Origin of the sequence: Caballeronia jiangsuensis (assembly GCF_046030135.1) — a bacterium.
In the GTDB taxonomy this organism is placed as follows: Bacteria; Pseudomonadota; Gammaproteobacteria; order Burkholderiales; family Burkholderiaceae; genus Caballeronia; species Caballeronia jiangsuensis.
The window spans coordinates 1-13279 of the sequence record NZ_JAQQDB010000041.1; the positions used below are offsets into that span (position 1 = coordinate 1).

Below are 13279 nucleotides of genomic sequence, written 5' to 3' on the forward strand. Positions count from 1 at the left end.
GGCATCTATGTGGCCGAAGCACCGGAGGCGCGCTCCGTGACGTTCAGGATGCCGCGCGGGCTGGGCCCGATCGAGACGCTGCGCGCCCGGGCGGTGATCGAAAGCGGGATCGCGGCGCTCGCCGCTATCGAACGCAAGGATGCGGACCTCGACCGGCTCTTCGCCGCGTTGCGCGCGATGCGTGAAAACATGCACGACAAGGCTGCCAACGAAGCTGCCGACCGTGATTTCCATCTGGCGATTGCACGGGCGACGGGAAACGAAGTGCTCCACTCGGTCGTGACCGCGATATGGGACAACTCCCGCGCCGATCCGTTGTGGAAAAAGATCGAGGAGCACTTCCACACGCCCGCGTTGCGCGAGGCTTCGCAGGACGACCATCAGCGCATCTTTTCGGCCATCATGGCGCGCGATGCGAGCGCCGCGCGCGGAGCGATGCAGGCGCATCTCGCGCGCGTGGTCAGCGAGTTCACGCAGGCCTGGCGCTAGCAGGCGGCGACGTAACGGACCGTGGCGAGAGACTTGCTTCAATTCGCACCAACTCAATTGGCGCAGAGACTCTTCATGCCGCGACCGTCGTTCTCCACCCAGCTCTTCGCGCTCTGGATTCTCGTCGCCATCCTGTGTGGGCTGCTCACTGCGGCCGTGTGGCTCATCCTCTCGTCAGCGCTCGGCGAGCGTGTCACGACCGCGAAGCAACAGGCGGCAGCGGCGTGCACGGCGGTCGCATCGCGCTACGACCTGTCGATGCAGCGCCCCGGCGAAACCAACATCGATCTCATGCACGCGGTGCTCGATCTCGTGCTGATCCGCACCGATGGCATCGAAGGCGGCTTCTGGAACGACAAGACGACGGCCGGCGCGCCCAACGGCTTTCTGGCCTATGCGTTTCCCACCTACGAAGGCAGCGGCGTGAAGCGCGATGTCCCCGAGGCCGAGACGCCGCTCATTCTGCGCACGCTCAGGAAAGCGGGCGGCGCTGGCCAGATGCAGGTCGATGTCGTATCGAGCGGCGCGGATGCCGTGGTCGCGGTCGCCTGTCCCGTGCCGCGCCACGCAGGCCTGCTGGCGTGGATGCTTACGCGCGCGCGGCCGCCGCTCGGACCGTACGGCGAGCGCGCTGCGACCATCCTGGCGGGCGTGCTCGCGATCATCGTCGTGCTGGCCTTGTTTCTGGCCGTCGCGCTCAGGCGCTGGCGGCGCAACCTCACGCGGCTGGAACAGGCGCTCGCGCCCGATGGCGGATTCGAGCAGGGCCGGCGGCTCGAACGGCTCGGCGAGCGCGATCTGGACCAGATCGTCGATGCGCTCAATCGCTATGTCGAGCGCGCCGCGCGCCTCAAGCGCGAGGCGAACGCGCTGAGCACGCAACTGGCGCAGGCCGAGCGATTCGGCGCGCTGGGCAAGATGGCGGCGCAGATCGCGCACGAGATCCGCAACCCCGCGGGCGCCATGCGTCTGAAGGCAGAAAACGCGCTCGCCGGCGACGGTGCGCGCCGCGAAGCCGCGCTGCGAACGATCATCGAGCAGGTGGGACGCATCGAGGCGCAGGTGACCAGTCTGCTCGCGCTCACGCAGCCGGTGACCGTGAACGCGCGCGCCGTCGATCTGCACGCGTGGCTCGGCGACATCGTTCATACGCATGAAGCGGGCGCCGAGAGCCGCGCGATATCGTTGCGCGCGGAGATCGAAACCGGCGCGACGCAGCCCGTCTTCGATCCGGCGCAAATGGCGCGCGCGCTCGACAACCTGATCGTGAACGCGCTGCGCCATGCGCCGCCGGGCGGCCACGTGACGGTGCGCGCGAAGGGCGCACAATGGACCGGGGGCGAACGGCTCAGGCTGGAAGTGACCGACGATGGTCCCGGCGTGAGCGCGGCCGAGCGCGAGCGCATTTTCGAGCCGTTCGTGACGGGCCGCCCCGATGGCTCCGGCCTCGGCCTCGCCGTCGTGCGCGAGATCGCGGCAGCGCATGGCGGACGCGCTTACCTCGCGGAGGATTCGAACGTGACATGCTTCGTGATCGAGGTGCCATGGCGACCATACTGATCATCGACGACGACGACGCCTTTCGCGAAGGCCTCGTCGAAACCATACAGGACCTCGGTCACACGACGCTCGAAGCGCGCTCGGGCGAAGCGGCGCTGGAGCACTTGCGCGAGCGCTGCGCGCCGGACTGCGTCTTTCTCGACTTTCGTTTACCGGGCGCGGACGGTCTCGCCGTGCTCGAATCGCTGCGCGGCATCGCGGGCCTGCAACATGTGCCGGTCGTGATGCTGACTGCGCATGCGACGAGCGACAACACCATCGGCGCGATGCGGCTCGGCGCGTTCGAGCATCTCACCAAACCCGTCGGCCGCGACGAGATCGCGGTGCTGCTCGCACGCATGCTCGCGGCGCATCCCGATGCGCCCGTCGCCGCGACGCCTGCCTTCGCGGACGAAACGCCGTCGCGCGAGCCGCAACTGCTCGGCGTGAGCGATGCCATGCGCGATGTGCAAAAGCGTCTGGGCCGCGCGGCGGGCACGCACTCGACGGTCCTCATCACCGGCGAGACGGGCACCGGCAAGGAAGTGGCGGCGCATGTGCTGCATCGCGCTTCGGCGCGGGCGGGCGGGCCGTTCGTGGCGGTGAACTGCGCGGCGATTCCGGATGACCTGCTCGAAAGCGAGCTTTTCGGGCATGGCAAGGGCGCGTTCACCGGCGCGCACGCGGAGCGGCGAGGGCGCTTCGAGGAAGCGCACGGCGGCACGCTCTTTCTCGATGAAGTCGGCGACATGCCGCTCGCGATGCAGGCCAAGCTGCTGCGCGTGCTTCAGGAACGGCAGGTCACGCCGCTCGGTACGAACCGGCCCGTCGCGGTCGATGTGCGCGTCGTGGCGGCGACCCATCGCGATCTGCCGGCGATGGTCGCCGCGGGAACCTTCCGGCAGGATCTGTTGTATCGGTTGAACGTGATCCCGCTGCACTTGCCGCCCCTGCGTGAGCGGGTGGCGGATATCCTGCCGCTCGCGGAGCATTTCCTGGCGACGCTCGCGGCATCGCCCGATGCGGCTCACAAGCGGCTCTCCGCCGATGCGCAGCGCATGCTCGTCACGTTCTGCTGGCCCGGCAACGTGCGTGAACTGGCGAACGCGATGGAACGGGCGAGCGCGCTCGCGCCGGGCGCGCTGCTCACGCGCGAGGACTTCGCCTTCCTCTTCAACACGACCGCGAGTCCCAATGACGCGATCCCTGCCAGCCTCGCCGAGCTTCCACTCAACGACGCACTCGCGCAGCTCGAACGCGCGCTGATCGTCCGCGCGCTCGCGCTCACCGACGGCAATCGCGCCGAGGCGGCGCGCAGGCTCGGCATCAGCCGTCAATCGCTCTATACGCGGCTGGCGAACCTCGGGATGGCCGGCTCCGACAGTTGAGTGTCAAGAGATCGGACACCCGGCGTCCGGTTCCCCGACACCGCCGCGCGCTTCGCCGCGCCGAGCCCTTTGAGCAGTGGGCTTTCGTTGGATGGCATAGCCCTTGCAGATCACTCCACGTCAAGCGAAGGAGTGAATCATGCAATCGACATCGACCAAGGCAAGCCGCCGCAACACCGCCCGCATCGCAAGCGCGATGAGTCTCACCGCGCTGCTGGCGGTCAGCGCGGGTTGCGTCGCCCAGACCCAGCCGCCCGTTGCGCCTGCGCCGCCCGTCGCGGCAGCGGGTATGCCACCACCGCCGCCGCCCGGAGCCGCGCCTGTGCCGCCGCCGCCCGGCCCCGGTCCCGCGCCGCTCGCGGACCAAGGAACGGCGGTCACGACGCAAGCCACGGTGTCGCGTTTTCTCATCAACCCCGATGGCGATGTCGACGGCTTCCTGACCGGCGACGGCACTCTCGTTCATTTCCCGCCGCACATGAGCGCACAGCTCACGTCGGCGATACATCCGGGCGACAGCGTGCAGATCGAAGGATGGCGCGATGCGGGCAGCAATCTCAAGGCGCAACGCATCACCGATGCGAGAAGCGGCCAGCAACTCACCGATCAGCCACCGCTGCCGGGCGCGCAGCCGTTGCCGCGAGAGTTGCGCGGCGCGGGTCTGTCGCGCCTGAGCGCGCAGGGACAGGTGGCGCACGTCACCACCGCTCCGCGCGGCGAGCCTGACGGCGTGATTCTCGCGGATGGCACCGTCATCAAACTCACGCCTCCCGTCGCCCAGCAATTCCCCCGGCTCGTGCAGACGGGCGCGCGGGTATCGGCGCAAGGCTACGGCACGCGCAACCAGTACGGCACCGCGCTTCAGGCGACGTCGTTCGGTGCGCCGGGCAACCTGACCCGGCTCTATGACCGCGCGCCGCCGAACCCATGAGCGCGTCGATGACCGACGCGCTTTCATCATCATCAAACGAGGATCAACGACATGCATTGGATCGACCCTGAAAGCCTTCCCGAAACGCGCGGCAAGGTGACGCGCTTTCTGCTGAACCCGCACGGCGAAATCGATGGAATCGTGCTCGGCGCGCGACAGGCGCTGCAGGTTCACTTTCCGCCTCATCTGTCGCGACAGATCGCGCGGCAGGTCGCGGTGGGCGACGAGGTTCGCGTGCGGGGCGTGAAGCCGCGCGGCGCGGACATGATCGCGGCGGTCTCGCTTGTGCCTAAGAACGGCAAGGTCATTCTCGACGAAGGCCCGCATCACGATGGCGAGAAACATCACAAGCCGCACGTCGAACGCAAGCCGATGGAAGCGAGCGGCGAAGTGGTGCTGTCGCTCTTCGGGCCGAAGGGCGAACTGCGCGGCGCGCTGCTCGACGATGGCACGTCGTTGCGGATGCCCCCGCATGCCGCAGCCGAACTGACGGCGTATCTCGCGCCGGGCGCGCACGTTCAGGCGTGGGGGCACGGCATCCGCAACCGCCACGGGCGGACGATCGAAGTGGATGAGATCGCCGAACTGATCGACGCGCCGGTCGCCGCCTGACGCAACACGGGCGTGCAACTCTGGAGAGCGACATGCCGAGCCGGCCCAACAAGAACGGACGTCCCTGGTGAGCAGCCCATGAACCCTCTCTATGCGCTCGAAGGACTGAGCTTTTTCATGGCCGATGTGCAGGCGGGCATCGGCCCTTTCCTCGGCGTCTTTTTGCAGGCGCAGGGCTGGCATCCGGCATCGATCGGCACCGTGATGACGCTCGGCGGCATCGCCGGCATGCTCGCGACTTCCCCGGCGGGCGCGCTCGTCGATGCGACGCATCACAAGCGCGGCCTCATCGTGACGGCGGGCGTCATGACGACGCTCGCATCGCTCGTGCTGTGGGTATCGCACGACTTCTGGATGGTCGCCGCCTCGCAGATTCTCACGGCGGTGACCGGCGCCGCGCTCGGTCCGGCGGTCGCGGGCGTGACGCTCGGCATCGTGCGCGAGCGCGGCTTCGACCGGCAGTTCGCGCGCAATCAGGTGGCCAATCACGCGGGCAATGTCGTGGGCGCGGCGCTTTCGGGATGGCTCGGCTGGCGCTTCGGATTCGGCGCGGTGTTCGCACTCGTGGGCGTGTTCGGCGCGCTGACGGTTCTATCGACGCTGCTGATCCGCGCGGATTCGATCGATCACGACAGCGCGCGCGGCCTCGCCGCCTCGTCGCCAACGTCGTCGTCTTCGGAGCATGAGCACGCGAGCGGCTTTCGCATGTTGCTCACGTGCAGGCCGCTGCTGTTGCTCGCCGCCGCGCTCGCGATGTTCCACCTCGGCAATGCGGCGATGCTGCCGCTCTATGGCCTCGCCGTGGTCGCCGCGCATCAGGGCGATCCGAGCGCCTTCACCGCGCAGACGATCGTCGTCGCGCAACTCGTGATGGTCGCTGCGGCGTTCTTCGCGAACCGGCTGATCCGGCGCACCGGCTACTGGGGCGTGATTCTGATCACGTTCCTTGCGCTGCCGTTGCGCGGTCTGGTCGCGGCGATGTTCATCAACGCATGGGGCGTATGGCCCGTGCAGGCGCTCGACGGCATCGGCGCGGGGCTGCAAAGCGTGGCTGTTCCCGCGCTCGTGGTGCGTTTGCTGCAAGGCACCGGGCGCGTCAATGTCGGGCAGGGCGTGGTGATGACGGTGCAGGGCATCGGCGCCGCGCTCAGTCCCGCACTGGGCGGCGCGCTCGCCCAGCATTTCGGCTATGTGACCGCGTTTCTCGCGCTGGGCGCCGTGTCTACGGGCTCGCTCGTGCTCTGGCTCTCTTTCGGCACATCGCTCAAGAAAGCATGCGGCAGTTGCCGCGATTCCGCCAACGATCCTTCTCTCGCCACATGATCGCCACATGAATCCGATTTTTCTGTCCTGGGGCATCGGGCTGGCTGCGACCGCCGGCGTCATCCTCCGTCCATTCAGATGGCCCGAGGCGATCTGGGCCGTCGCGGGCGCCTTGCTGCTCGTCGCGCTCGGCCTGCTTCCCGCGAATCTCGCGTGGCAGGCGGTCGGAAAGGGCACCGATGTGTACCTGTTCCTCATCGGCATGATGCTGCTCTCCGAACTCGGCCGGCGCGAAGGCCTGTTCGACTGGATCGCGGTCCTTGCCGTGAATCATGCGAAGGGTTCGCCACGCAGGCTCTTCTTGCTGGTGTATCTCGTCGGCGTCGTGGTGACGACTTTCCTTTCCAACGATGCCGCCGCCGTTGTGCTCACGCCCGCCGTGTTCGCCGCGGCGAAAAAGGCGCAGACGAAGCCGCTGCCGCTTCTGTATGTGTGTGCGTTCATCGCCAATGCGGCGAGCTTCGTGTTGCCGATATCGAATCCCGCCAATCTCGTGCTCTATGCGAATCACACGCCGGCGCTGGGATTATGGGTAGCGCGCTTCGCGTTGCCCTCGGTGCTGTCGATCGTCGCGACGTTTTTCGTGCTGCGCTGGACGCAACGCGGCGAGCTTGTTGGCGCTTGCGCCTCCGATCTTCCCGTCGACAAGCTGAGCGCGAACGGGAAGGTGACGCTCGCGGGCATCGGCGTGACGGCGATCGCATTGCTCATCGTTTCCGCCCTCGACATGCAACTCGGCTTGCCGACGGCCATCCTCGGCATTCTCACGGCGCTGGTCGTGCTCGTGAAGGAGCGTCAATCGCCGGTCGAACTCGTCAGCGAGATTTCGTGGAGCGTGCTGCCGCTCGTCGCGGGCCTGTTCGTGCTCGTGGAGATGCTCGCGCACACGGGCGTCGTCGCGGCGCTTTCGCATGTGCTCGCGAGCGTGGCGCAACAGAATCAATCGCTCGCGGCTGCGGTGTCGGGCGTTGTCGTCGCTTTGGGCAGCAATGCGATCAACAACCTGCCGGCCGGGCTCATCGCCAGTGCGACGGCGTTGCAGGCGCACAGTCCCGAGCGCGTGATCGACGCGTTGCTGATCGGCGTGGATCTCGGGCCGAATCTGTCGATCACCGGTTCGCTCGCGACCATTCTCTGGCTCTCGTCCATTCGGCGCGAGGGCGAGGAAGTGAGTTTCATGCAGTTCTTCAGGGTCGGCGTGGTCGTCATGCTGCCCGCGCTCGTGCTGGCGCTGGGTGCGCGGCTTCTGATCGCGCATTGAACGAAAACAACGGAGGAGAACGATGAGCCAGGTGTGGATCTTTCCGTTCATCATCGCGGGCGGCATCCTTCAGGCCGCGGGTGCGCCCATCAACGGCGTGCTGAAAGGCTCGCTCGTCAATCCGTGGCTCGCGTCGAGCATTTCGTTTTTGCTGGTGACGTTTCTCGCCGTCGCGTTGTTCTTCATCCAGCCGACTCCGCTGCCGACGCTCGACGATCTGCGCAGCATGAAATGGTGGGCGCCGCTCGGCGGCATCGTCGGGGCCGTGGCCGTATTTGCAGGTCTGACGCTGGTGCAGAAAGTCGGTGTCGGCACGCTCAATGGCCTGACCATCTGCGCGAACCTCGTCGCGTCGGTCGCGATCGATCACTTCGGTTTGATCGGCGTGGCGGAACATCCCATCACCTGGCTGCGCCTGCTCGGCACCTTGCTGATGGTGGCCGGTGTCGCGCTCGTGATGCGCTTCTGAACGGCGATGGAACGCGAACGCGGACGGTGGCGTTTTCGCGAGTCGTTCGACTGGCGCGTCGTGCCGCTCACGGCGCTCGTGATCGTCGCTGCTGCGACGTCCTACGGCTATCACCGCATCCTGCTCGCGCAACGCGACTGGATCGAACACACATATCGCGTGATGTCGACGCTGGAGACGACACTCCAGTTGATGACCGATGCCGAGACCGGTCAGCGCGGCTACATTCTCACGGTCAACGAAGCGTATCTGAGGCCGTACTTGCAGGCGATCAGGGAAGTGCAAGCGGAGCCGACGAAGCTCAGGAAACTGGTTCACGACAGCCCCGCGCAGCTTGCACGCGTCGATGCACTGGACCTCGCCTTGCAAGACAAGCTCGCCGAACTCGCACGGACGCTGAGTGTTCTGAAAGAGCAAGGGACAGCGCAGGCGCGCGACATGATACTGAGCGATGTCGGTCTCGAGCGCATGGACCGGATTCGGATGCTGATTGCGCAGATGCGTCAGTCGGAAACCGAGCTGCTGATCGAGCGCACCGATCGTGCAACACGAACAGAGCGCGCGATGCTCGTCGTGACGATCAGCCTTGCGATGCTCTCGATAGCGGCTCGGCTCGGGCTGCATTTCGTGCGCGGCAATAAAGCGAGAACCTGAACGCGATCTAACCCTCGCGAATCTCCCGCGCGCAAGCCTGCAAGCGGATGAATGCGCGATACCGCGCATCGTGCAACTGCGCAAGGTCGCCGCTTGCCGGCGAGTAGGTCTCCTTGACGCGCGCCATGCCGCTCATCGCGGAGCGAACGTCGTCGAACAGGCCGCCCGCCACGGCGCCGAGCATCGCAGCACCGAGCAGCACGGGCTCCTCGGCCTGCGTGGCCAGCACCGGCTTGCCGGTCGCATCGGCGAGCAGTTGCCGGACCAGATCGAGCCGGCCCGCGCCGCCGCTGATCATCACACGCTCGATCGGCGCGCCGGCCTGAGCCTGCGCTTCGATGATCTGACGCAGGCCGTAACCGATGCTGCACACGCCGGCGACATACAGCGCGACCAGACTGTCGAGGCCGGTTTCCATGCCGAGACCGGCGATGACCGCGCGCGCGTGCGGGTCGGCGAAAGGCGCGCGGTTGCCGAGGAACTCGGGGACGATGTGCAGGCCGTCGGCGAGCTTCACCGCGTCGGACAGGCTTCCGGACGCCTGGGCCGCGAGCCCGGCCAGCATGCCCGGGAGCGATTCGCCGCGCTCTTGCGCGCGCCTCCCGGCATCGGCGGCGGCGGGATGCATCGCGAGCAGGCGTTCGATCGCCGCGCCGGCGACCGACTGACCGCCTTCGTTGAGCCATGCCTGCGGCACCATCGCCGAGAAGTAGGGGCCCCAGACGCCGGGCACAAAGACCGGCTCCGCGGTCGTCGTCATCGTGCATGACGAGGTGCCGAACACATAGGCCAGGCAGGACTCCGGATTGCCTTGCGCGCCCACGGTGCCGATGCCGCCCGCATGGGCATCGATCACACCCGCGCCGACCGGCGTTCCGGCGATCAGCCCGAGTTCCGCGGCGGCGCGTTCGGTAAGCCCGTTGCCGAGTCGCGTGCCCGGTTCGACTACCTGCTGACCGATGCGCGCGAAGTCCTCGTCCGCCAGCGCGCCGAGTCCGATGGTCCGAAAATAGCCGTCGTCCCAGCGCCGTTCATGCGCGAGATAGGTCCACTTGCAGGTCACGGTACAGACCGACCTCGACAGATCGCCGGACGCGCGCCATGTCAGGAAGTCGCTGAGATCGAAGAACTGCCACGCGGCGTTGAAGGTCTGCGGACGGTTTTCCAGAAGCCACAAGAGCTTCGGCGTCTCCATTTCCGGCGAGATTCTGCCGCCGACGAACTTCAGCACCGCGTGGTCCGTCGCGTTGATGCGCGCCGCCTGTTCGAGCGCGCGATGATCCATCCAGACCACGATGTCACGCCCGGCCACTTCCGACGGTCCCACGGGCAGCGGCATGCCGCCATCGCCCAGCACGACGAGCGAACAGGTTGCGTCGAAGCTGATTCCGGCGACGGACTCGGGCGCGATCGCCGCCTGCCCGAGCGCTTCCTTCACGGCATGGCAGACGGCGTTCCAGATTTCCCCGCTCGATTGCTCGACGATGGCGCCGCTCTCGTGGAACAGCGTGATGTCCTTTTTCGCCGACGCGGCCATATTGCCGGCGGGGTCGAAAATTCCGGCGCGGGCGCTGCCGGTGCCCACGTCGACGCCGATGACATGGCGTGCGCCGGCGCTCGGGTTGCTTGCGTTCATCTCTCTGTCCGTGGTTGGAGTGGGGTCATGACGGCAAGGCTACATCGCCCGGCCGATGCGTGCTCACAGATCGACGCTGTTGGGCAGGATCACGAGATCGCGAATGGTCACGTTGCGCGGACGCGTCAGCATGAAGAGCACGGCTTCGGCGACCTCGCGCGGCTGCATCAGACTGCCGGAGGCGAGCGCTTCCTCCATCTTGGCTTTCGGCCAGTCGTCGAGCAGGGCGGTGACGACCGGGCCGGGCGCAACGGCGCCCACGCGCACGCCGTGCTTCGCGACCTGACGCCGCGTGGTGTGCACGAACGCCTGCACGGCGAACTTGGATGCAGTGTAGATCGGTTCCCACACGACCGGCACGATGCCCGCGATCGAACTGGTGAACACGATATCGCCCGATTTCTGCGCGACCATATGCGGCAGTACGGCATGCACCGAGCGGAACGCGGCGTTGATGTTCAGGTTCAGCATGCGATCCCATTCGTCCGGATTGCCGTCCACGATTTCGCCGCCAATATAAGCGCCCGCGTTGGCGTGAAAGATGTCGAGGCCGCCGGCGAGATCGAGAATTTTCGGCAGCATCGCCGAGACTTCGGACGGCTTGAGCAAATCCACGGACAGGGGCAGCGCGTTCGCGCCCAGTTCCGCGCAGCAGGCCGCGAGCCGGTCCTGCGCGCGATCGATCAGCACGACCTTCGCGCCTTCCTCGATCAGGACGCGCGCGCACTCCAGGCCGATGCCCGACGCCGCGCCGGTGATGGCGGCCACTTTTCCCGCGATGGATACTGACATTGACGATTCTCCTGTTTGAGTCCGATCACGCGCGACCGTGCGACACGCGCGATTGCCGGGCGAGCGAATCGACGATCACCGCGATGGCCAGCACCGCGCCGGTGATCATGAAGCGCAACGAAGAAGACAGATTCAGCAGCGTGAGGCCGCTTGCAATCGACTGAATCACGATGATGCCGAGCACCGCCGAATACGCGTTGCCGCGGCCGCCGAACAGACTCGTCCCGCCGATCACCGCCGCCGCGATGGCGTTCAGGTTGACGTCGCCGGTGCCGGCCTGCTGGCTTGCGGATGCGAGTCGGGCGGCGGTGAGAATGCCGCCGAGCGCGGCGAAACTCGCGCACAGCACGAACGCGCTCGTATAGATGCTCGCGACCTTGATGCCCGCGCGCCGCGCGGCCTCGCGGTTGCCGCCGACGGCGTTCATCGAGCGGCCCCAGCGCGTGCGTGTCAGCGCGTAGTCCATGAGCACTGTGAGGCCGAGGAAGACGCCGAACATCAGCGGCACGCCGCGCCCCGAGTTGAGATAGGCGACGACGATCTCCAGAAACACGGTGATCGCGACGGCGCGTGCCAGCAGACCGCCCATCGAGGGCGCGGAAAGCCGCGCGGCCTGACGGCGTGCGCGTGTGCGCAGACCGAGCACGAGGATCGTCACGCCGGGCAGCAGGGCCAGCACATGCGAGACGAGCGCGGGGATGATCATCAATTGCCCGAAGTCCACCATCGTCGTGGAATACGGCAGGTTGATGGAGCCGCTCGCGCCCAGCACGTAGAGCTGCATCCCGAGAATCGCGAGCAGTCCCGCGAGCGTCGAGACGAAGCTCGGCATGCCGAGCCGGTTGAGCAGCAACGCGTACAGCGCGCCGATCGCGCCGCCCACCACGATTGCCGCGACGCATGCGAGCAGCACGGGCCAGCCTTCATTGACCCACAGCGTGCCGACGAGCGCGGAGGCGAAGCCGCTCATCGAGCCCACCGACAGGTCGATCTCGCCGACCAGCAGCACGCAGACGATGCCGAGCGAAATGACGCCGACCGTCGAACAATCGAACAACAGGTTCACGAGATTGTTCGCGGACAGAAAGACCGGGTTCAGACTCGTGAACACGGTCCAGATGATGATGAGACCCGCGATGACCGGCAGCGATCCGAGATCGCCGGAGCGCACGCGGTCGACGAACGCGGAGACGCTTTCACCGACGCCGCTCGCGTGCTTGACGCGGACGTCGCTGCGGTCGAGCAGGGTGGAAGGCTGGGGCGCGCTTTGCGTATCGGGCGGCGCGCTGCCCGGAGTGTGCTTGCTCATGATCGATCCTTTACCCGATGTCCTGTTTCATGCGTCCTGTTGAGCCTGACGGCGTCCGGCGCGGCGCGATACGGCGTTCTCGGTCGCGCCGGTGATCGCGGCCACCAGCTCCGCGTTCGACGAATCGGGATAGAAGATGCCGTTGTTGCGGCCGAGCCGCAGCACCACGATGCGGTCCGCGACCGCGCGCACGTCCTCCATGTTGTGACTGATCATGATGACCGCGTGGCCGCGATCGCGGACGCGCTCGATCAGGTTCAGCACTTCGGCCGTCTGCGCGACGCCGAGCGCGGCCGTCGGCTCGTCGAGCATGATGAGCTTCGGGTCGAGCAGCAGCGAACGCGCGATCGCGACCGTCTGGCGCTGTCCGCCCGAGAGCGAGGCGACGACGTCGCGCACGCTCGGAATGCGCGCCGAGAGTTCGTTCAAGAGCGTCCAGGCGCCCACTTCCATCGACACTTCGTCGAGACGCATGGGGGCGAGCTCGCGCCCGAGATAGATGTTGGCGACGACATCCAGGTTCTCGCACAAGGCGAGGTCCTGAAAGACCGTCGCGATACCCAGGTCGAGCGCCGTGCCCGGATCCGACAGCGTGACTTCCTTGCCGCCGAAGGTGATCGTGCCTGCGCTCGGCTGATGCACGCCCGCGAGGATCTTGACGAGCGTCGATTTGCCCGCGCCGTTGTCGCCGACCAGTGCGACGACTTCGCCGGCGTGGACGTCGAGCTCGATGTCGGTGAGCGCCGACACCGCGCCGAAATGCTTCGAGACGCCGCGCAGGCTCAGTACCAGCTCGCCGCGCCCGGCGTGTGGAGTGGGGATTGCATTCATGATGTTCCTCTTCGGTGCGGCGGAGCCCGCAGGCAGCCGGACTCC

At 67.0% G+C, this 13279-nt stretch carries 13 protein-coding genes; 9 read left to right on the forward strand and 4 right to left on the reverse strand.

What is annotated here, in order from left to right:
• The 9 genes from PQR08_RS30995 to PQR08_RS31035 all read left to right on the forward strand — a co-directional run.
• On the forward strand, window positions 1-489 hold a 489-nt coding region (locus PQR08_RS30995; protein ID WP_408163498.1), incomplete at its 5' end, for a FadR/GntR family transcriptional regulator.
• A gap of 75 nt (window positions 490-564) precedes the next feature.
• Window positions 565-2049: a sensor histidine kinase gene (locus PQR08_RS31000; RefSeq protein ID WP_250487671.1), complete on the forward strand. Its 1485-nt coding sequence runs from the start codon at window positions 565-567 to the stop codon at window positions 2047-2049.
• Window positions 2034-3416, forward strand: coding sequence for a sigma-54-dependent transcriptional regulator (locus PQR08_RS31005; protein WP_250487672.1), 1383 nt, complete (start codon window positions 2034-2036; stop codon window positions 3414-3416). Before PQR08_RS31000 ends, PQR08_RS31005 begins: the two co-directional genes overlap by 16 nt.
• A gap of 139 nt (window positions 3417-3555) precedes the next feature.
• The gene (locus PQR08_RS31010) at window positions 3556-4347 is read left to right on the forward strand and encodes a hypothetical protein (protein ID WP_250487673.1); all 792 of its coding nucleotides are present in this window, start codon (window positions 3556-3558) and stop codon (window positions 4345-4347) included.
• A 51-nt stretch (window positions 4348-4398) separates the two neighbouring features.
• The gene (locus PQR08_RS31015) at window positions 4399-4959 is read left to right on the forward strand and encodes a hypothetical protein (RefSeq protein ID WP_250487674.1); all 561 of its coding nucleotides are present in this window, start codon (window positions 4399-4401) and stop codon (window positions 4957-4959) included.
• A gap of 78 nt (window positions 4960-5037) precedes the next feature.
• A complete protein-coding gene (locus PQR08_RS31020; RefSeq protein ID WP_250487675.1) occupies window positions 5038-6282 on the forward strand; it encodes an MFS transporter in 1245 nt (414 codons plus the stop codon).
• 7 nt (window positions 6283-6289) lie between these two features.
• Window positions 6290-7543 carry an arsenic transporter gene (locus PQR08_RS31025; RefSeq protein WP_250487676.1) on the forward strand — a complete coding sequence of 418 codons (1254 nt, stop codon included), beginning with the start codon at window positions 6290-6292 and terminating at the stop codon, window positions 7541-7543.
• A gap of 22 nt (window positions 7544-7565) precedes the next feature.
• On the forward strand, window positions 7566-8012 hold the full coding sequence (locus PQR08_RS31030) for a DMT family transporter (RefSeq protein ID WP_238213069.1): 447 nt from the start codon (window positions 7566-7568) through the stop codon (window positions 8010-8012).
• A 6-nt stretch (window positions 8013-8018) separates the two neighbouring features.
• Window positions 8019-8666 (forward strand): CHASE3 domain-containing protein, encoded by a 648-nt coding sequence (locus PQR08_RS31035; RefSeq protein ID WP_250487677.1) that lies wholly within the window; start codon window positions 8019-8021, stop codon window positions 8664-8666.
• 7 nt (window positions 8667-8673) lie between these two features.
• Here the strand turns inward: PQR08_RS31035 and PQR08_RS31040 are convergent, their stop codons facing one another.
• From PQR08_RS31040 to PQR08_RS31055, 4 genes are all read right to left on the reverse strand, one after another.
• Window positions 8674-10302 carry an FGGY-family carbohydrate kinase gene (locus PQR08_RS31040; RefSeq protein WP_250487678.1) on the reverse strand — a complete coding sequence of 543 codons (1629 nt, stop codon included), beginning with the start codon at window positions 10300-10302 and terminating at the stop codon, window positions 8674-8676.
• A gap of 63 nt (window positions 10303-10365) precedes the next feature.
• The gene (locus PQR08_RS31045; protein ID WP_035498318.1) at window positions 10366-11094 is read right to left on the reverse strand and encodes an SDR family oxidoreductase; all 729 of its coding nucleotides are present in this window, start codon (window positions 11092-11094) and stop codon (window positions 10366-10368) included.
• Between the two features lie 25 nt (window positions 11095-11119).
• Window positions 11120-12403, reverse strand: a complete 1284-nt coding sequence (locus PQR08_RS31050; protein ID WP_187603277.1) for a sugar ABC transporter permease — start codon at window positions 12401-12403, stop codon at window positions 11120-11122.
• Window positions 12404-12430: 27 nt separating this feature from the next.
• Window positions 12431-13234 carry an ATP-binding cassette domain-containing protein gene (locus tag PQR08_RS31055; RefSeq protein ID WP_250487682.1) on the reverse strand — a complete coding sequence of 268 codons (804 nt, stop codon included), beginning with the start codon at window positions 13232-13234 and terminating at the stop codon, window positions 12431-12433.
• Window positions 13235-13279 lie beyond the last annotated feature (45 nt).

What these genes read in the sequence shown, in the direction of transcription:
- PQR08_RS31000 (WP_250487671.1), top strand. Translation starts at nt 565, where the DNA reads ATGCCGCGACCGTCGTTCTCCACCCAGCTCTTCGCGCTCTGGATTCTC.
- PQR08_RS31005 (WP_250487672.1), top strand. Translation starts at nt 2,034, where the DNA reads ATGGCGACCATACTGATCATCGACGACGACGACGCCTTTCGCGAAGGC.
- PQR08_RS31010 (WP_250487673.1), top strand. Translation starts at nt 3,556, where the DNA reads ATGCAATCGACATCGACCAAGGCAAGCCGCCGCAACACCGCCCGCATC.
- PQR08_RS31015 (WP_250487674.1), top strand. Translation starts at nt 4,399, where the DNA reads ATGCATTGGATCGACCCTGAAAGCCTTCCCGAAACGCGCGGCAAGGTG.
- PQR08_RS31020 (WP_250487675.1), top strand. Translation starts at nt 5,038, where the DNA reads ATGAACCCTCTCTATGCGCTCGAAGGACTGAGCTTTTTCATGGCCGAT.
- PQR08_RS31025 (WP_250487676.1), top strand. Translation starts at nt 6,290, where the DNA reads ATGAATCCGATTTTTCTGTCCTGGGGCATCGGGCTGGCTGCGACCGCC.
- PQR08_RS31030 (WP_238213069.1), top strand. Translation starts at nt 7,566, where the DNA reads ATGAGCCAGGTGTGGATCTTTCCGTTCATCATCGCGGGCGGCATCCTT.
- PQR08_RS31035 (WP_250487677.1), top strand. Translation starts at nt 8,019, where the DNA reads ATGGAACGCGAACGCGGACGGTGGCGTTTTCGCGAGTCGTTCGACTGG.
- PQR08_RS31040 (WP_250487678.1), bottom strand. Translation starts at nt 10,302, where the DNA reads ATGAACGCAAGCAACCCGAGCGCCGGCGCACGCCATGTCATCGGCGTC.
- PQR08_RS31045 (WP_035498318.1), bottom strand. Translation starts at nt 11,094, where the DNA reads ATGTCAGTATCCATCGCGGGAAAAGTGGCCGCCATCACCGGCGCGGCG.
- PQR08_RS31050 (WP_187603277.1), bottom strand. Translation starts at nt 12,403, where the DNA reads ATGAGCAAGCACACTCCGGGCAGCGCGCCGCCCGATACGCAAAGCGCG.
- PQR08_RS31055 (WP_250487682.1), bottom strand. Translation starts at nt 13,234, where the DNA reads ATGAATGCAATCCCCACTCCACACGCCGGGCGCGGCGAGCTGGTACTG.